General features: G+C 33.1%; 20 protein-coding genes and 1 tRNA gene. 3 read left to right on the top strand and 18 right to left on the bottom strand.

All coding sequences use genetic code 11. The features are described from left to right. Positions 1-5 precede the first annotated feature (5 nt). From pth to Q0983_RS03010, 3 genes are all read right to left on the bottom strand, one after another. Positions 6-641 carry an aminoacyl-tRNA hydrolase gene (gene pth, locus Q0983_RS03020; RefSeq protein WP_299548516.1) on the bottom strand — a complete coding sequence of 212 codons (636 nt, stop codon included), beginning with the start codon at positions 639-641 and terminating at the stop codon, positions 6-8. A gap of 75 nt (positions 642-716) precedes the next feature. Further along, entirely contained in the window at positions 717-1,367 is a 651-nt protein-coding gene (locus Q0983_RS03015; RefSeq protein WP_299548514.1) for a 50S ribosomal protein L25/general stress protein Ctc, read from the bottom strand. Between the two features lie 26 nt (positions 1,368-1,393). Beyond that, complete coding sequence (locus Q0983_RS03010; protein ID WP_299548512.1) at positions 1,394-2,335, bottom strand: ribose-phosphate pyrophosphokinase; 942 nt, start codon at positions 2,333-2,335, stop codon at positions 1,394-1,396. A gap of 144 nt (positions 2,336-2,479) precedes the next feature. Between Q0983_RS03010 and Q0983_RS03005 the strand changes: the two genes are divergently transcribed. Together Q0983_RS03005 and Q0983_RS03000 are read left to right on the top strand one after the other, a co-directional pair. Then, a tRNA-Leu gene (locus tag Q0983_RS03005) sits at positions 2,480-2,561 on the top strand. A gap of 123 nt (positions 2,562-2,684) precedes the next feature. Beyond that, positions 2,685-2,993 carry a hypothetical protein gene (locus tag Q0983_RS03000; RefSeq protein ID WP_299548510.1) on the top strand — a complete coding sequence of 103 codons (309 nt, stop codon included), beginning with the start codon at positions 2,685-2,687 and terminating at the stop codon, positions 2,991-2,993. 262 nt (positions 2,994-3,255) lie between these two features. Here Q0983_RS03000 and Q0983_RS02995 read toward each other — a convergent pair whose 3' ends face one another. Then, the gene (locus Q0983_RS02995) at positions 3,256-3,741 is read right to left on the bottom strand and encodes a hypothetical protein (protein WP_299548508.1); all 486 of its coding nucleotides are present in this window, start codon (positions 3,739-3,741) and stop codon (positions 3,256-3,258) included. Between the two features lie 505 nt (positions 3,742-4,246). On the opposite strand from Q0983_RS02995, the gene Q0983_RS02990 reads away from it, so the two are divergent. After that, positions 4,247-4,447 carry a hypothetical protein gene (locus Q0983_RS02990; protein WP_299548495.1) on the top strand — a complete coding sequence of 67 codons (201 nt, stop codon included), beginning with the start codon at positions 4,247-4,249 and terminating at the stop codon, positions 4,445-4,447. A gap of 856 nt (positions 4,448-5,303) precedes the next feature. On the opposite strand, the gene Q0983_RS02985 is transcribed toward Q0983_RS02990, so the two are convergent. The 14 genes from Q0983_RS02985 to Q0983_RS02920 all read right to left on the bottom strand — a co-directional run. Continuing rightward, positions 5,304-5,972 carry a DUF3800 domain-containing protein gene (locus Q0983_RS02985; RefSeq protein WP_299548492.1) on the bottom strand — a complete coding sequence of 223 codons (669 nt, stop codon included), beginning with the start codon at positions 5,970-5,972 and terminating at the stop codon, positions 5,304-5,306. Between the two features lie 485 nt (positions 5,973-6,457). After that, positions 6,458-7,504 carry a hypothetical protein gene (locus Q0983_RS02980; protein WP_299548489.1) on the bottom strand — a complete coding sequence of 349 codons (1,047 nt, stop codon included), beginning with the start codon at positions 7,502-7,504 and terminating at the stop codon, positions 6,458-6,460. A gap of 183 nt (positions 7,505-7,687) precedes the next feature. Next, positions 7,688-7,969, bottom strand: a complete 282-nt coding sequence (locus Q0983_RS02975) for a helix-turn-helix domain-containing protein (RefSeq protein WP_299548486.1) — start codon at positions 7,967-7,969, stop codon at positions 7,688-7,690. A gap of 96 nt (positions 7,970-8,065) precedes the next feature. Next, positions 8,066-9,286: a hypothetical protein gene (locus tag Q0983_RS02970; protein ID WP_299548483.1), complete on the bottom strand. Its 1,221-nt coding sequence runs from the start codon at positions 9,284-9,286 to the stop codon at positions 8,066-8,068. Further along, on the bottom strand, positions 9,286-10,560 hold the full coding sequence (locus tag Q0983_RS02965; protein ID WP_299548479.1) for a site-specific integrase: 1,275 nt from the start codon (positions 10,558-10,560) through the stop codon (positions 9,286-9,288). Before Q0983_RS02965 ends, Q0983_RS02970 begins: the two co-directional genes overlap by 1 nt. Positions 10,561-10,795: 235 nt before the next feature. Further along, positions 10,796-12,895 (bottom strand): amino acid permease, encoded by a 2,100-nt coding sequence (locus Q0983_RS02960; RefSeq protein WP_299548476.1) that lies wholly within the window; start codon positions 12,893-12,895, stop codon positions 10,796-10,798. A 160-nt stretch (positions 12,896-13,055) separates the two neighbouring features. After that, positions 13,056-13,235, bottom strand: coding sequence for a hypothetical protein (locus Q0983_RS02955; protein ID WP_299548473.1), 180 nt, complete (start codon positions 13,233-13,235; stop codon positions 13,056-13,058). A 14-nt stretch (positions 13,236-13,249) separates the two neighbouring features. Beyond that, a complete protein-coding gene (locus Q0983_RS02950; protein ID WP_299548470.1) occupies positions 13,250-14,386 on the bottom strand; it encodes a type II secretion system F family protein in 1,137 nt (378 codons plus the stop codon). Continuing rightward, a complete protein-coding gene (locus Q0983_RS02945) occupies positions 14,376-14,849 on the bottom strand; it encodes a hypothetical protein (RefSeq protein ID WP_299548467.1) in 474 nt (157 codons plus the stop codon). Before Q0983_RS02945 ends, Q0983_RS02950 begins: the two co-directional genes overlap by 11 nt. Then, positions 14,836-15,135: a hypothetical protein gene (locus tag Q0983_RS02940; RefSeq protein WP_299548464.1), complete on the bottom strand. Its 300-nt coding sequence runs from the start codon at positions 15,133-15,135 to the stop codon at positions 14,836-14,838. The genes Q0983_RS02945 and Q0983_RS02940 overlap by 14 nt, the downstream gene beginning before the upstream one ends. A 23-nt stretch (positions 15,136-15,158) precedes the next feature. After that, the gene (locus Q0983_RS02935) at positions 15,159-16,460 is read right to left on the bottom strand and encodes a hypothetical protein (protein ID WP_299548461.1); all 1,302 of its coding nucleotides are present in this window, start codon (positions 16,458-16,460) and stop codon (positions 15,159-15,161) included. Then, entirely contained in the window at positions 16,457-16,912 is a 456-nt protein-coding gene (locus Q0983_RS02930; protein WP_299548458.1) for a hypothetical protein, read from the bottom strand. The genes Q0983_RS02935 and Q0983_RS02930 overlap by 4 nt, the downstream gene beginning before the upstream one ends. Positions 16,913-16,914: 2 nt before the next feature. After that, positions 16,915-17,271 (bottom strand): fibronectin type III domain-containing protein, encoded by a 357-nt coding sequence (locus tag Q0983_RS02925; RefSeq protein WP_299548455.1) that lies wholly within the window; start codon positions 17,269-17,271, stop codon positions 16,915-16,917. Between the two features lie 142 nt (positions 17,272-17,413). Then, positions 17,414-17,800: IS1 family transposase (locus tag Q0983_RS02920; protein WP_299548453.1), on the bottom strand; the 387-nt coding region annotated here is incomplete at its 5' end.

Raw genomic sequence — 17,800 nt, 5'->3', positions numbered from 1 at the left:
TAATTTTATTTGCCGTTAAAGGTGTTCATAGTATTACTGACACCTGCCAGAACAAACGACTTTATTAACTCTACGGATTTATCCAAGCGCTCTTCCAGTTTTTGAGTTTCTTCTTCATTCCATGTCCCCAGAACATAATCAACCTGCCTGCCCTTGCTAAACGTATCACTTATTCCAAACCTGAAGCGGTTATACTTGGTAGTGTTTAGTTTGTCCTGAATATCTTTTAGTCCGTTATGCCCGCCGTCACTTCCTTTGGTCTTTAATCTAATACTCCCGAAAGGTAAATTCAAATCATCTGTAACTATAAGTAAATTTTCCAACGGGACCTTTTCTTTTGTTAACCAGTACAACACAGCTTTCCCGCTTAGGTTCATAAAGGTATTTGGTTTTAAAAGGATAAAGGTTCTTCCTTTTAATTTATAGGTAGTTAAATCTCCCAGTTTTTGCGTTTCAAAGGTTATAGCTTCTTTTTTGGCAAAATGGTCCAATATTTTAAATCCAATATTATGGCGTGTGTTCTGGTACTTTTCTCCAATATTTCCTAAACCGACAATTAAGAATTTTTTCATAGGATTTTCTTCTTCTGCATTAAAAGACCTGGTATGTGTTTTAAATAAATTCCAAATAAACTTACACATTGTTTGTTACAATTTGTGTAAAAATAAAAAAGCATCCCGAATACAGGATGCTTTTTCTATTAATTAAGATTATGCTTATTCTTGAGCTGCTTCAGCCGCAGGAGCCGCATCAGCTCCTTCCGCTGCCGGTGCTTCAGCTCCTTCTTCTAACTCTTCTTCATCTTCTTCATCTTCAATCGCTACTCTAGAGGTTCTAACCTGACAGACAACATTATTATCCGGATGCAAAATGGTGTATTTATCATTTTGCAAATCTCCTACATTAATTTTGTCTCCAATTTTTAAAGGGCTAATATCAACCTCTATAAAATCCGGTAAATTAGCAGGAAGTGCTTTGACACGTAATTTTCTGTATGGTCTTCTTAAAACACCACCATTTTTAACACCTCTTGAGTTACCTACAAGATTTACAGGAATATTTAAAGCAATTTCTTTATCCTCAAATAACTGATAGAAATCTACATGTAATATTCTATCGGTTACAGGGTGAAATTGAATATCCTGTAATACGGCATTAAAAGTTTCACCACCTTCTAAATTAATTACAACTGTATGCGCATTAGGCGTATAAACCAGTTTAGAGAAGGCTAATTCAGTTGCTGAGAAATGCACCGGTTTGTCTCCTCCGTATAATACGCAAGGAACCTGTCCAGCATTACGTAAGGCCTTTGTTGCTTTCTTGCCCACGCTTTCTCTTTGAGATCCGTTGATTGTAATTGACTTCATTTTTCTATTTAAATTTAATTATGAATTTACATTATGAATTTTGAACTTATGGAGTGATTGTTGTGCACACGCTCCATAACTTCAGCAAATAATTCGGCACAACTTAATACTCTGATCTTATCACTTTTTTGTGATAACGGAATAGAGTCTGTTACTATAAGTTCTTCTAATTTTGAGTTTTCTAAATTCTCGTAAGCGTTTCCGGATAGAATAGGATGCGTACAAATAGCCCTAACACTTAAGGCGCCGCGTTCCATCATTAAATCCGCTGCTTTGGTCAGAGTGCCCGCTGTATCAACCATATCATCTACAAGCACTACATTTTTACCGGTAACATCACCAATTAATTCCATATGAGAAATTACGTTGGCCTTGGCACGTTGCTTATAACATATGACCACATCGCTTTCTAAAGCCTTTGAATACGCATAAGCTCTTTTTGAACCTCCCATATCCGGTGATGCTATAGTAAGGTTATCAAGATTCAAACTTCTTAAATATGGTAGGAAAATGGTTGATGCAAATAAATGGTCAACCGGTTTTTCAAAGAATCCCTGGATCTGGTCTGCATGCAGGTCCATGGTAATGATACGTGTCGCGCCTGCCGATTCTAACATTTTAGCAACCAATTTAGCCGCAATAGGGACTCTTGGCTTATCTTTTCTGTCTTGCCTGGCCCAACCAAAATATGGTAATACCGCTGTAATATGCCTTGCAGAAGCACGTTTCGCAGCATCGATCATTAACAACATTTCCATTAAATTTTCCGGACCGGGGTTAGTTGACCCAATAATGAAAATCCTTGTACCACGTATGGATTCTTCATATGATGGTTGAAACTCACCATCACTATACGTGGATGTAATTACATTACCTAATTCGGCACCAAAAGCATTAGCTATTTTTTCACCAAGCTCTTTACTTTGGGTACAAGCAAAAATTTTAGCTTCTGTAATTACTATAGGCATCGTTAATGTGTTGTTTTATAGTGGTTAAGACCTGCTTTTTTAAACGAGGTGCAAATTTATACATTTATTTTTACCTAAAAAGTATATTAGCTAGTATTTTTATGCTTAATCTGGAAAAAATATATATTTTTGCTGTCCTGAAATGCTCAAGTGGTGGAATTGGTAGACACGTTGGATTCAAAATCCAATGCTTTCGAGCGTGTGGGTTCGAGTCCCACCTTGAGTACTTGATAAAACCGTAATAATCTTAAAAACAGATTATTACGGTTTTTTTATTTTGTTTTTTGCCGATAATAAGACGAAAAAATTAGTGTAATTAATTAGTAATGAACCTTTCAAATCAAAAAAAATGAACTCAAAAAACGAAGAATCTGGACAAAGAGGAGAAATTAGGGAAGCTATAAAAGGATTTAAAGCACGTATTTCTGAGCAAGAACAAGAAAAACTTGTGCATGCTTTTGATTTTATAAATCAATTCAAAACTGATTTAGAAGAAATAGAGTTTCTGCAAGATAAACAACGTCATATCCGACTAATTGAATTAAAAAACGACTTGGTTGAGCAATTAATTAGGAGTTCAATATATGTTGTATTTCTGGATAAAGAGTATAGAGAAATAGTTTATTCTGAAATAAAAAGCATCTATAATTTAGAATAACCATAATCTGAGCTAAAAAATCAGATTTATGATTTTTCGATTTGATTAAAAGATAAGAGCAATCTAAACAAAGCTGCAACAACTCAATATTAGGGTTTACACTTCTTTTCAAACGTTTTTAGACTACCATTATAGTTAACAACAACACTGCAACAAGAAATCAACAATTGTTGCAACAGCAAATCAACAGTTGATGCAACGATTATTTTAACATAAAACGTATGCTTTTTAGGAAACTTAAAACTACATTATGATAAAGATATTATTTGTGAGGTTCAGAATTGATGTAAGGCAAAGAATCATTCGCCTTGATTTGGTTGGATGTTGAAATACTATCTGCGATATGTATTATTTCATCTTTTGATAATAGTTTATTTTTTGTATTGTTTGTTGGTTTGAAGTACGCTAAACACGCTACAAACAAACTGGCAAAAGATATAAAATACGGTAGGTATTTAGACTTTGCATGAAATTTAGAAATTTTATAATCAAACTCTTCTTTTTTATGTCTTTTTTCTTCTTTAGTTTGTTCTAATTCTAAATACTTAGTCCAACTTCCACAATCTAGCACTTGCATTCCTTTTAAAGTAATAGTGAACTGCGTATCACCAACATGCTCTATAAGCCCTCTTTTAACTAATATATTCCAACCTACCTGGTCTTTGTATTCATAATTGGTTAAAATAACTATTTTATTTTTCTTAAACCTTAATAAAAATTGATTTGCATATCTTTCGTTTACATCCATATAATTCTTACGATATTCTAGTTTAGAAGAAAAATACACTAAACAATTCATTTTTAGTGTAAATTACTACTGTATTTTTATGTTTAACAAAGAAGTAAAATCTGTTTTGGACCTTATACAAACTTTACTAACAGAACAAAATTGTATTGACCAGAAATATTATGTTCAAGCTGTAATGTTATAAACCCTTTTGGTTCAACTTCCAAAGTAGCATTTACATACAATTTAGATTACATAATACCATTAATACTGTATTCAATTTTTTATTTTATTTTTTCGTTTATTCTTCCGTGAGTTAATAATTAAAGCGATGATTATCATTATGAAAATTGCAGAAAAATATATTACAATATATGAATAGAGGTAAAGTTGTTTCTTAAACAAAAAGGACATTGAGTACACAATAAAAAGAAGAATAACTTTCCAAAGCCAGAGCATAGAGACACTAAATACTGCTACTAATATAAAATCGGGTGGTTTTTTTGGGTTATCTAATAAAGCTGCAATGCTCAGCGTAAAAGCAAATGAAGAAACACTTAAAACAAAAGATATAGTTAATAGAATGGTAAAATTACTATTCGTATATAAGCTATGGTTAACAAGAAATATAGTTAAATACCAGAAAGGCATCAATAATAGGCTTAAAGCAAGGCCCTTTAGAGTATCGGGAGATTCTTGTATGTCTTTTAAGTACGACATAAATTAAATTTGGTTTTATCAAATATAAGATTATTCCTAATAAGGTTAAAACAAAGGATAAAACCTACAGTGTTGCAACAACTCAATTAAAGTTAGCATCTGTTTTCAAGTATTTTTCGACTATTATTACAGTCAGCAACGTCGCTGCAACAAGAAATTACTATTTAATAAGATGAATCATTTATCCGTAAAATTATGGATGTCAGATACTATCCATAAAAAGGATGATATTCCCTAGTGAATATTCAGGAAGTCATCCACAAAAAAAGAGATACTGCAGCTAGAATTAAGGTTAATTTGCAAGGGTAGAAGGATGTGTTTTTAATGAATCATTTCTTTTGGTTTGCGAGGAATCATTTAACCTCTTTAATGTTGGTTTTGATGACAATTTTTCCTTTTAAAAAATATACATATATGTATATAATATCCCAAGAAACACTGAGCCAAAAAATAAATTTATATTTTTCTTTCGATATTTAATCAAGATTTACAAAATATGAATACCCGAGCTACGTTGATTTGCTGTTGCAACAATTGTTGATTTCTTGTTGCTGTGTTGTTGCTGTGACCACACATCTAATCAAAAATCATAATAAATAACCATTATTGGACACAGCAACAGTAGCAAGAGCGTTGCCTTTTGTTGTGTCGTTATTTTGTTTATCGATTAACTAGTTTAGGAAAACTTGATTATGAATCTATGAATATGTGATTGACCCTATTTTGCTTTATATAGAAATTGTAGTATAACCCCTCATTTTCGTATAGAAAAAAATTTAAACTAAAAGGGTTAACTCTCCAAAAACAGTAATTATAATAACAGTTGTTGGTTGTTATGTAAATATAATAATGTAAGTTATCAATTAATTTTTTGGAAAAAACAGTCTTTTTTCTAAGAAAATTGTGTTTGCAGGATGTGAATTTAGAAATTCATAAGAGCTAGAATCTTCATTTTCATAGTATCGCCAAACAAAGTTAGAGTACCAATCAGCAAACCAAATCATTTTATTCTTGCTACTATCAACAAAACTACAATCTATGTTTACATTATGTCCATCACCCCAAACCTGAGTTTTAATATAATCAGGAAAGCTTTCTCCATGACTAACTTTTATTGTTCTCTTATCAATAAAAATCTCAATTGAATCGTAATTAATAACATGACTCCTAAGAAGTAAGCCTAAAACATAATTATAAAAAATATTATTATCTCTTCTTAAAGCGTCAAATACATTAGGCTTATAAACAGTTATAGATATAATTCTAAAACTTTTACTTTTTTTTATTATTCTGTTAAGTTGTGAAGTAATAAATCTAGCGTGTTCTGAAACAAAATTAGCCCCTTTTTTTTCAATGCCTGGTGTTAAGTTGTATTTTTTATATATATCAGATAAAAACCTTGTAACATATTTATGATCTTCATCAGAGATTAAAACACCTGACATGGTTATATAGCGGCTTGAACCACCATTTCTATTAGGCCTATCAAAGACCCATCCTAAATCCCCGCTTTCGTCTAAATATAATTTCATATAAAAAAAGAGCCAATAAAGGCTCTTAATTTGTTTTTTAAAAACAGACCCTGAAAGCGATGTATTTACAATACATTTATGGTAGATGTTTCACCGCCACACTCGACTCAGGAATTACCTGTTTACTTTGCAAATATACACATTTTATACCAAAAAAGGCAATATTTTAATAAAATTAACAGGTTTTGTCGATTATTCAAACCATATTAGTTGTTGAAAATCAACATATTAGACGAATAAAAAATAAAAACATTACAAATTATTAAAACATTTATAAATTGTTAATAATTTTAACTCATAAGTCTTTTATAACTCAATTTACTTTCACGCCCACCAAAAATTTTTCAAATAGTTATTGGACAGATAACCTGTGAGTATTAAAACGTGCGCAATATGATAGATGCCGTAAAAAATATTTAAAACGTACGCGGTCAAAAAATATACATATTTGTATATGGATACCCGAGCATCATAGCTCGGGATTTTCAACTTTTAAAATCCAATTTTAGCACCCTCAAAAAATTCAAAGTTTCCTGGTTTGAAACTAGACGATTTTGGTCATCTACATTTTCGACTAATTGCGTTAATTTTTTCTTCATTCTAGAACGTTCTTGTGGATTTTCATAAGTGTTTAGAACAGAATAGATAGATTGTTTGTCGGCTCCATTAGAAATATATTTATTAATGAAATATAGAATCATTCTATCTGTTGGAGACAAGTCTTTATATTCAAATAGAATTGTTTTTTTATCAATATAACTCAACACTCCAGAGAAAATAATTCGCTCCAAAACATTCATGTCAATATTTAATAAGTCATTAAGACATCTTAAACCAACACCTAAATGCTTTTGATGTTTAGAGTTTTTAATGCAGTATTCAAGTCTGCCAATATTTTCATAGTTCTGGGTTTTTAAATACGTATTAGCAAAATCACAGCTCTTATACTGCAACTCTAAAGTTTTATGATATATTTTACAATAGGGTTTAGCGGGTGTTGCTTTTTCCCTAATATTAAACTGTAAACCGGTATTAGTTTTTTTTGCAAACGGATTGCCCACAAACTTGTACATACTGGGAAGAATATTTCTATAAATCTCTCTATTAGCCTCCCTCATCGCTTCAGGTGAAACCACGACGTCATAACACACATCAATATCCGAGATATACGCTAACAAAAAATCCTCAAAACTAACAGATATAATGTTTAAATCCATTATGTAATGATATACATCCTTTATGGTATTTTTATTTATTCCTAAAAAGTAATTTCCCCTTAGTTGTTTTGCATTACATTGAATAACAATTTGTTCTTCACACATCGTCCCCTGTACCGCATGAAAAACAGCTATTCTCGTTGTTATACCATTTGAAACGTCAACTTTATGTTTATCCAGGTTAATATGCTCATCTATTAATCCGGAATCTTCATAAACTTTAACATACTCAGCAGCAAAAGTAGGATCGACATAAGTAACCTTATATTTTGGTATTCGCAATTTTAAACTATCTATTTTCACTACATTAAGCATTATTTAGTTATATTTGTAGTGTAGGCAATGCCTGAAGAGACAACCTACACTCAGTGCGAAAGCAAGAAATAAAGAGGCTTCTGTTAATCGGAAGCTTTTTTATTGAGGGTTTTACCCTCAAACTCCCAAAGTTCTACCCCTCTTGCGTAAGATTTATTTAATTAAGTTTCTAAAAAGAAGAGGCTAAAATTTATTCATTTGTTTTAGAGCAAGAAGAATTTCACTCTTTTTGTACCTTACCTTAGAACCAATGCGATATGCCGGAATTATATCCTCTTTTGTATATTTCCAAAGTGTAACCAGGCTTATTGAGAGCATTTTAGCTGCTTCTTCTCTAGTTAATAAGACTTCGTGGTCATTTGAAACATTATTATGCTTGTTTAATAAGTCCTGGAACCCTTTTAGAATTTTAGGAATAAATTCTGATGATTCTGTGTTTTCTATTTGAAGAATTTGCTTTACCATTTTAAGTGTCTTTTAATTACTCTAACATGGTAAAATTGAATAATGTTAATCTAACTTTATGTCATAGTTTTGTCAAAAAACCATGTAAAAAACTCGTTAGAGGTTGTTATTGTTAAAATTGTCAACCATTGATGAAAATTTATTTTTATGACGAATGAAACGAGAAAGGTGTTTATCATATTTATCCGAGGATAGATTTTTTCTAATTCTAATCATATTCAATCCATAAACATTATTAACAAAGTCAAAGTAATGAGACAATTGCATGTTTTTCCTAAATAAGTTTTGATTATCAAATAATTCATAATAATATGAAAAGAGAATCTCTTGATACGATGAAAGAAAACTAAGAGAATACAAAAATAATTCACAACTATATGCATTATTAAACACATAAGGAAACCTATTAGTATCGTCAGCAACATTGACGATAGAGTAATTAGATCCGGAAGCTCCTTTTAAGGACTCAACTTGATGCTTTATTTTTTTTAACTCACCCTTAAAATACTCAATAAGACTTAGCATATCATAAGCTAACACAAACATGTTGGCAGACTCATAATTAGTTATGCTAATGTCACCGCACCTGAAGCTTGTTAAGTGTGCAACGACGTCCGTCTTTACTTGACTTAAATCATCGGCAAACCTGTCATGTATTCTTTCCTCAATTACTACAGTTTCCTCGTTTACATAAGAAAAGAAGTCGTCCTCAACCGAGTTTAATTCCGGCATTAAATAAATATAATAGCATGTGACAAGGTCTTTCAAATGTCCTTTATCTGTTATAGTTTTATCCTTTAAAAATTCAAAATCGCAATAGTTACACAAGTGGTATAACTCCTTCGCTGTATGCTTTAAATACTTTTTAATCAATTTCTTTTTATCCTTAACACCCGAGCAAGTAATTAAAAGAGAATTATATTCCTCTTCAATTCTAAAACCTAATGGTGTACTACCTGTCTTATATTTACTTAAGCTTGAAACAACAAACTCCCCCATTTCCACCAAGACTTCATTTTTAATCTTAATACCCGGAAGTTGGGCAATTTCCATTGAAAAATCGATTGTATTATATTCTGATCTTGACCAAGATTCATATTCAAAATTTTGTTTTCCTTTTTCCTGATTATAGAATTTGTTTCCTAAAGGATTAAGTTTTTCAATATCAAAATGACTTATAGAATGAACTTTTTCAATGAACAAATCCCAATCACTTTCGAATACATAATAGACATCATTTTCTAGTAAGGAGTTTAATAATTCTATAAAGGACACCTCATAATAACCCTCAGGACCTATTTTATTAAGATATTTCATTATCCAAAGCTTTTATTCTGATTTTCCCAATATTCACTTAGTTTCTTTATATGTTCATCTTGAGAAAGCTTTATATATTTAATAAATTGTGTTTCTGATTTATGGCCAGTAGCTTTCATAATAACCGAAGTATCAAATCCTGCGGCGTAAAGATTACTTGCAAAGGATCTTCTACAACAATGAGAAGTAATCAACTCATGTTTTTCAAACAATTTTGTTTCTTTTCTCTTAGTTTTTTTATTCATTTTTGACCCGTATGTCATTGCCTTTAATCCAACTTCTTTACAAACTTCCTTGATATACTTATTGAACTTCTGTTCCGAAATCTTCCTTGGAAACTGTCCATTTCGTTTTTCCAGAACAGACTGAAATTGAGGGTGGATAGGAATAGTGAGATTTTGTCCAGTTTTAGTAGTAGTAATATTAATAACACTATTATCTAAAATATTCTCTGATGTAACCCGTAAAAAGTCTGAAACTCGCAACCCAGTTCTTAGTCCTATTACAAATAAGTCCCGGGCATTATCCAATTTTTCATTATGGCTAAAATCATGATTGAATATGGCGTCAATTTCATGATCATTTAAATAAGTATCATAAGTTTCGCTTTTAGGAGCATAAAACTGTTTACTACGCCATTGAGGACTAACAGGAAGCCCTTCCATTTCTATTTCAGAACAAAAGGTTCTTATTCTGTAAATAATATTGCCAATAGCATTTTCAGAGAGTTTATCTGCATCCCTACAAAATTTGATAAACTCCTCATGAAATTTCAAATCAATATCCTTAAATAGATACCTTTTGTTTGAATGACTTTCAAAGGACCTTAATTTATTTAGTGCTCCTTGATAGTTTTTTACGGAATTAGGCTTTATCGGCCTTCCTTTATGAAGTCTCCCTGGAGCCTGATCAACAAACCTTTCAACCCATGAAACAAAGTAAACTTTATACTCATCATCTCTATCAACTTTTTGGAAACAATCAGCCACAGTATCTCTAAGCCATGTTTTAGTAATCCCGTTCCCAGAAGTATTATCTAAATTGTACTTATTGATTATATATTCCTCTAGTCTTTTCAGTTTTGAATTGAGAAAATCTGCATTATTATTGGAGGTAGGTTTAACCTTAATTCTTTGCTTTTTAAAAGACCAATCGTCATATACAACATGAATCCCCGTTTTGGTTTTTTGATCTACTCTTTTACTGTCCCAGAACCGTACATAAATACTTAAATATTTCTTTTTACCTTTAACAATAAAGTATTTTAAATTCACTATTTAATAATATTTTGCCGATTTGTTGCCGAAAAATAGTTAATTTTATTTAATTTAGATTAATATCTCTTAAGTATTTTTTAAACAATTTTATCTTAAACTTGTTTAAAATAAAGGGATTACGACGGTTTTATTGAATAAATATAAAATTAAGGATTAAATATTATAGACTCCCACCTTGAGTACAAATAAAACCGGAATCTTAAAAGGTTCCGGTTTTTTTATGATAGGATTTCTATTTCGACAGGATGAACTGATCGTAGAGTTTATTTACTGAGCCGGGTTCTCCTACAATTGTGAGCACATCATTTTCAAGAAGTACGGTATATCCATTTGGAACGAAGGGTGCATTATTTCGATCTATAAATACGACCAATACATCTCGTGGCAGGCCGGCATCCATTAGTTTCTTATTTATGAGAACATTTGACGGTTCATTTGCCCTTATCGCAAAAGATATATGCCGTTTATCATGCAACAAATATTCGATAACCTCCTTTTCAGTCTGAGAAGAAAAAATATCCTTGATAAAGTGGTCGCGTTCTGCCAAATTTATTAGATTGGATAGCATACGGAGCTGCTGTTTGGGATCGTTCACATCGTTAACAAGGAAAAAGAACATCTTAATTCTTTCCCTGCTGGATTTATCAGGTTGTTCAGCTGGTTTTTCTATGCCCTTTTCACAAAGTGCAATATGGAGTACCGGATGATTTATATCAGGCTTTTTAGAATAAAGCAATGAAACTTCCGGAATTACCAACGCAGAATCTATCGGAGTGGTTTTCAAAAATTCCTCGTTTAATTGATTGCTATCAGAATTTAATTCCGTGGCAATCGAATTTGACACCTGCTGAACTGTTTCTTCAAATGTCGTATGATCGATCCTATGAATTCTTGAGCGTACAATCGTCTGGTTAAACAGATCATCCTGGGCCAAACCTTTCTCTCGTAAGATCATCATAAACTCACCTTCCAGTTCATCGTGCTGATGCTTACCCAACAAAGCAAACCAGTGATAAATAGCACCCTCTCTTTTTACTTTTGAGCGAACGAAAAACCGATACCATAAATACGAAAGAAAAATGGTAGCCAAAGTAAATGCCAATGCGCCCCATCCCATATAGAACATGAGAGCCAGAGAAGTAATAATACCAAATATTTGCATCCACGGATATAATGGCGAATGATAACCCGGATGATAAGAGGCTATTTTACTATTCCGAAAAACAATGACCGAAAAATTGATAGCTATAAATATGAACAATTGAAACGTACTCGCGAGTTTAACAATGCCCTCTTCGGTAAGAACTATGATACATAAGATAATCAATGCCACGGTAAGGAGAATTGCCGGAACCGGTGTTCCCCTACGGCTAATAATGCTGAATTTTTTTGGGAAAATCTTATCTCTGCCCATAGCCAGCGGATAACGTGATGTTGCCAGCATACCCGCATTTCCGGTAGAGGCGAATGCAAATAAAGCAGCAATAACGATGATATGCAGTCCCGTTTTTGAAGGTAACCAGCTGAACAACTTCTCACCGGCAGTAGCTGCAGGAGAAAGATCTTGAGAAAGCACTTCCATGTCAATGACCGACACCATAACAAAAACTCCAAGCACATAGATCAGTCCGGTAATTAACAACGACAATGCCATTCCTAAGGGAATATTTCGTTCAGGATTTTTAATTTCTTCAGCGACACTTGCTATTTTCGTCAACCCCAAATAAGACACAAAAACGAATCCGGTTGTAAAAATCAGCCCTTCAATTCCCCCTGTAAAGAAAGGCGTATAATGGTCCTTTTTGAAATCTAAAGTAGCATTGTTTCCCGAGAAAATATTCCAGAAACCATCGATGACAAATGCTCCTAATACGACAATCAAACCCATCACAAGTACTTTTTGAATACCGGAAGATTTACTTGTTCCTAATATATTGAGTAATGCAAATATTATTGCAAAGGCAACAGCAGTTTCTTTAATTGGAATATCAAAAAAAATGGTACCATAAGCTCCAATACCCACAAGAGCAAATGCTGTCTTTAGCAAAAGGGTAATGTATGTTCCAATTCCGCCTATAACTCCCATCATGGGCCCAAAACTTCGGTCCAGAAGAAAATATGCTCCGCCCGACCGTGGCAGGGCTGTAGATATTTCGGCAATGCTAAACATGGCGGGCATGATCAAGAATCCGGCAAATAAGTAGGCCAAAATAACCGATGGCCCTGTATGTTGAGCGGCCAGTCCGGGCAAAAGAAAAAAGCCGGAACTAAACATGGCCCCAGTACTTACTGCGAAAACATCAAATAACCCTAATTCTTTCTTCAGTTTCATAGGTCACTTTTCTTTGGCTTAAATATTGCCTTCGTAATTGCACTGGCCATGATGGCAAAAAACGACGGTTTTGTTTAAAGTTACGAAAATACGGGGAAGTTCGAAAGACCTGACTTAATGGACTAATTTAGCTATCTATAGCTATCTCCTATAGTTAGTCCTAATAAATGCCATATTTATTAAACAAGGCTTCATTCTGCTTCCCCAGGGGACTCGAATTTACAACTTGCTGAACTAACTCATTCCAATCTCTTTGAATGGGTTCGATAATTTGACCACCTTGAGTACAAAGGCCTTTATCTTTTTTAAGATGAAGACTTTTTGTTTTTCTGATGTTCATTAAAATAAAACTTGTTAGCCTATAACACTACTAAGCTTGAACATTGGCAAGTACATGGCAATTAAAATAACGCCAACAAATATTCCAACTATAACTATAATAAGGGGTTCCATAATGGTTGATAACATTTTAGATTGTTGCTGCACCCGGGTGTTGTATTGCATATTGAGGCGTTCAAAAATAAATTCGGTTTGGTTGGTTTCTTCGGCAACCTTAACAAGGGCGATCATTTTATCTCCAAATAATTTATGCTCACTTAAACTTACACTTAATGCATTACCTTTTAAGATCTGTTGTTCAACTGATTCCAGAGCCTGCTGCAAAGGATAAAAATTGATCATTTGCTTTACCAATTGTATACTGTTTACAACAGGTATTTTAGAAGCCGTTAACAAAGCGACTGCCTGCGTAAATTGAGATAAATAAACGGTTTTAACAAAATTGCCGATAAAAGGGAGTTTTAAAATAAACTGGTCCTTTAACTGTTTAAAATGTTTGTTTTTATTTAAAAAAGCTTTTGAGGCTAGCAGCGCTACAATGATAAAAAATAATAACCAGCCATAGCTTTGCATAAACCCGGAAAGGCTTATTATAAACTTCGTAATGCCTGGTAAAGCCACATTTTGTTGTTTAAAAATATCCTGGAACATAGGCACGACAAACTGTAACATAAACGCCACCACTAAAACGGCCGTACTTAAAATAATAACCGGATAGGTAAGCGCACTAACAAGGTTCCTGTGTTGTTCATTCTTTCTGTAATAAAACGCGCCCAACTGTTCCGCAACTCGGAATAAAGTGCCTGTTTCCTCGCCTATTTTAACGGAGAAATACTCATAATCTGAAAATTGTTTTTGAGATTTTAATACTTCCGATAAACTTTCCCCCTTAACTACAGCCTGTAATATTTTATTTAAAACGGCTTTGTTTTGTCTTTTCTTTTGAGATTTCCCCAGCAACTCCAGGGCATCTTTTAAAGTGATGCCGGCTTTTAATAATACCCCCAGCTCCGTATAAAAATCCTCCTTTACTTTATTATTAAAGGCTTTGTTAAACAACGTAATTTCTTTTTGTAATAAAGACACATTTTCCTTTGCCACTCCTTTTGAAGCAGGGACCTCTCTGACTATATTATCTAAATTAAATGCCATGATTTATAAAATGGGTGGCGTCATTGGTTTTAAAAATAAAAAGTGTTCTGTGCTTATTTTCTTTTGATGCAGTGAGTTTTAAGGCATCAATATTTCCATTGGATACTTTACTTCCTTTAAAGAACAAATCTTTGTTATGCCACAGGATATTAAACGTATCCGGCTCTTTGATAATACCATTCTCCTTAAACCAATAGGTTGTTGAATCTATGTCGCTTTTAAACGTTAGTTTTTCTTCAAAAGCATCGAATTCTATATCAGGGTATCGATTAAAATCTAAATACAAGACTTGCTCCAGTTTTTGAAATGTCGCTTTTTTATTGAAATTCTGTTGGATGCCCATCATGTGTTTTTGTACTAAATTCAAGACCGAAAAAGCTAACCCAACAACTATGGATGTTATAATTAATACCACGACCATTTCACTTACAGTAAAAGCTTGTATTCTTTTATGGATTGACATAAATTTCTCTTGAATAGGTTTTATTGGTGCGCTGATTAACAGCCTCGAATGAGAGCAGGTCTTCATTAAAGTTCTTAACGGCCTTAACCGTTATATCCCATGATTCAAAGGCATCATGAAAGGGCAATAACAGTTTTTCATTTTTATATAAATATTCTAATTCAGCAATATAAGTTTCAATGTCCCCGGTATCATTTTTTATGGTATTCGAAAATATATTGTTCAATATCATGCCTGCCATCATAAAAACTATAACAATGAGTACTGAAGCTACCAGTGTTTCCATTAAGGTAGACGCTTTTATTTTTTTTAATATAGCCACTTTGCGATTCCTTTTTTGGTGCCTTCAAATAATAATCCAACATATTCCACAGGTAAATGATCAACATTTATTTCCCCGTTATAAATATGATTTTGATAGGCTGATCCGGATTGATTAGCAATAAAATTGGAAGTAAATACACTACCTTTTACCGTGCCCAGTAATTCTAAATTCTTATTACAGTATACCTCACCTATGACCCCGGCAGCCTCATCAATAAAAATTTGAGGTTTGTAGTTCTTAGTCTTTCCCACATAAGCGACAACACCTTTTACAGTAGAGCCACTTCCTACTGAGATAAAAGGGGTATGTTTTACTTTGTCTTTTTCACTATCAGCGTTATTGTCATTCACATATAAAGCTGATGGATAATCAAGTTCACAATGCGCACCAACCGTAAGGTTCTTTCCGGCTATGGCCTGAAAAGCGCCTTTACAATAGGACTTAATTTCTATCTCAGGTGCTATTAAAATAATATCCTTCAGTGTGGCACCAGCATCTACAACAATTTTTGTTTCTGACTGTACCAGAATATGCCCTGTTAGTGATACGCCGGACAATAACATATCCTTGGTACTATAAATTACCTGAAGAGGATCATAAAAAGAGTTTTGATGACTCTTTTTAGAGTTTAAATCAATAAACTGGTCCGGATGAATCTCTTTTATTTTGGTTTCAAGTTGCTTTAACTCATTAATCCATTCGTTTGAAAGCTCAGGAAGGTTTGATTGGCTGTTTTTTATTTTTCCATAAACAAGTGCTTTGCCATAATACGAATGCCCTGATATATTACCGGTTCTAACACCCTGTTTTGGTAAATAAGTCGTCCCCTGAATATGTGAATTCCCAACTACTACCAGGGGCCTGTTATTATCTTTAACATATAGCGCAGTTCGTTCTTGTTTGGGTTGTATAGTACCCACCAAAGCTATCTTTTTAAAGGTATTATGCTTAATTTTTGAAATGGAAGTTACCTTTTCAAAAAAACCCCAATGGTCTTTGTGTACTTTAAGGGTTTTATAATCCTGATCTTTTAAATTAACTGTAAGGGTATCATTTAAATTCAATTGACTTTGTAACGTATAATTTATGCCTTTTTCCGCATTATTAACGGCCTCTTTTACCAATTGCGCCCGGATATCAAATCTTTTATGGGTATGGATAAAAAGAACAAATCCGGATAACAATAAGGCCACTACCACTACTATATACATGGTTAACTGTAAGGCACCTGCTTTCACCCGATGATCGAGATTTAATTTTCTGAAGTCAACTTTTATAAATCTCATGTTTTAGGAATGGTTTTTCTAATGCCCTTATAGTTAACTTTAATTCCATTGCTGCTCCCGTTTATTAGCTTAACACTATCAATGGTTTGTCCCAACTTCATTAAAAATTGTTTATTATTTATGGAGACCACAAATACTTTATTCTTACCCGTTTTGTTGGTAACACATCCATGATATGTAATTGGCATCCAAACTATGTCAAGTGGTTTCAGCTTTTTAGCAACTGCTTTCTTTTTGGTATAAAGGTTGCCTAAAAACGGATCCCGGTCTACAGCTTGAATGTTAAAGGATTCCAACTCAGTATTTAATTTTGGAGAAAAAGACACTTCAAAATCATTGTTTGAAGTTTCAGGGGCTTTGGGATTAACAGCAGACATGATCTTATAACCAATAACACCCCATATCCCTAAAACCAATGTCAATAACACATATGTCTTTGTTTTGCTTTTCATGATCATTCTGATACCGTGAAACCGTTTATGGTGTATTGGGTTTGATACCCTGAATTTTCTGCACGCAGGCGCCATTCATAAGTGCCGGGAGCCAAAGTTTTAATAAAAGAGGTGTTGGCTAACGTGGAATCCACCACTATTTGCACGGCATTTTCAAAATCGGGGGTTGCTATTTGCAATTTATAACTTTCGGCATCTTCAAGGGCATTCCATGTAAAAGACACCGATGTGGCGTCAATAACACTATTATTAGTTGGTGCCAATATCTCAACTGTTTTATCAGATATATCTGCAACCTCAATAATTTCGTCACAGGACAATACATTCATAAATACCAAAAACAATAATAGCTTTTTCATGATCAAAGTTTATAAAAATTCATTTTCTCCTGGGCATTATTTGCAGAACATGCATTGCCACATAAAATTCCTATAAATGTATTTTTTTTATATCAAAGAAAAGTAAGGTTTTCCCTTGCTTTTGGTAAGGTCTTTAAATCCATTATCCCCAAAAATAGATTCTCAAATGGGCTTCAAGGTGTTTTTCGTTTTTTGAAAAACAAATCGTTTTTCTACTTAGTCTTTTAATATGAGTACGCCATGTTAAATTATTCCGTTCAATCTTATTGGTACAATACCGGAACTGTTTGTGAATTGCTTTTGGAATTATACTTGGGTAAATATTCAATCTGTCCGTATAAATGTTTCTCGGTGCTAATAACAATAATTTGTTTATCAGTGGCCTGATATTTTCTGTTGTCTTTCTTCCTAATATAAAGTCAACAACGCCCTTTGTTTCTCTTTCCAACGCATAAGTAATCCAGGTAACATTACCTTTATTACCTGTAAAAGTCCAAAGTTCATCCACTTCAAATTTACAGCCCAACTT

This window comes from Seonamhaeicola sp. (assembly GCF_028281565.1).
In the GTDB taxonomy this organism is placed as follows: Bacteria; Bacteroidota; Bacteroidia; order Flavobacteriales; family Flavobacteriaceae; genus Seonamhaeicola.
This window is presented reverse-complemented; position numbering and strand designations above follow the sequence as displayed.

What these genes read in the sequence shown, in the direction of transcription:
- Q0983_RS02960 (WP_299548476.1), bottom strand. Translation starts at nt 12,895, where the DNA reads ATGAAACTGAAGAAAGAATTAGGGTTATTTGATGTTTTCGCAGTAAGT.
- Q0983_RS02945 (WP_299548467.1), bottom strand. Translation starts at nt 14,849, where the DNA reads ATGTCAATCCATAAAAGAATACAAGCTTTTACTGTAAGTGAAATGGTC.
- Q0983_RS02975 (WP_299548486.1), bottom strand. Translation starts at nt 7,969, where the DNA reads ATGGTAAAGCAAATTCTTCAAATAGAAAACACAGAATCATCAGAATTT.
- Q0983_RS02995 (WP_299548508.1), bottom strand. Translation starts at nt 3,741, where the DNA reads ATGGATGTAAACGAAAGATATGCAAATCAATTTTTATTAAGGTTTAAG.
- Q0983_RS02950 (WP_299548470.1), bottom strand. Translation starts at nt 14,386, where the DNA reads ATGGCATTTAATTTAGATAATATAGTCAGAGAGGTCCCTGCTTCAAAA.
- Q0983_RS03000 (WP_299548510.1), top strand. Translation starts at nt 2,685, where the DNA reads ATGAACTCAAAAAACGAAGAATCTGGACAAAGAGGAGAAATTAGGGAA.
- Q0983_RS02955 (WP_299548473.1), bottom strand. Translation starts at nt 13,235, where the DNA reads ATGAACATCAGAAAAACAAAAAGTCTTCATCTTAAAAAAGATAAAGGC.
- Q0983_RS03010 (WP_299548512.1), bottom strand. Translation starts at nt 2,335, where the DNA reads ATGCCTATAGTAATTACAGAAGCTAAAATTTTTGCTTGTACCCAAAGT.
- Q0983_RS02985 (WP_299548492.1), bottom strand. Translation starts at nt 5,972, where the DNA reads ATGAAATTATATTTAGACGAAAGCGGGGATTTAGGATGGGTCTTTGAT.
- Q0983_RS02970 (WP_299548483.1), bottom strand. Translation starts at nt 9,286, where the DNA reads ATGAAATATCTTAATAAAATAGGTCCTGAGGGTTATTATGAGGTGTCC.
- Q0983_RS02990 (WP_299548495.1), top strand. Translation starts at nt 4,247, where the DNA reads ATGCTCAGCGTAAAAGCAAATGAAGAAACACTTAAAACAAAAGATATA.
- Q0983_RS03015 (WP_299548514.1), bottom strand. Translation starts at nt 1,367, where the DNA reads ATGAAGTCAATTACAATCAACGGATCTCAAAGAGAAAGCGTGGGCAAG.
- pth (WP_299548516.1), bottom strand. Translation starts at nt 641, where the DNA reads ATGTGTAAGTTTATTTGGAATTTATTTAAAACACATACCAGGTCTTTT.
- Q0983_RS02980 (WP_299548489.1), bottom strand. Translation starts at nt 7,504, where the DNA reads ATGCTTAATGTAGTGAAAATAGATAGTTTAAAATTGCGAATACCAAAA.
- Q0983_RS02925 (WP_299548455.1), bottom strand. Translation starts at nt 17,271, where the DNA reads ATGAAAAAGCTATTATTGTTTTTGGTATTTATGAATGTATTGTCCTGT.
- Q0983_RS02940 (WP_299548464.1), bottom strand. Translation starts at nt 15,135, where the DNA reads ATGGAAACACTGGTAGCTTCAGTACTCATTGTTATAGTTTTTATGATG.
- Q0983_RS02930 (WP_299548458.1), bottom strand. Translation starts at nt 16,912, where the DNA reads ATGAAAAGCAAAACAAAGACATATGTGTTATTGACATTGGTTTTAGGG.
- Q0983_RS02935 (WP_299548461.1), bottom strand. Translation starts at nt 16,460, where the DNA reads ATGAGATTTATAAAAGTTGACTTCAGAAAATTAAATCTCGATCATCGG.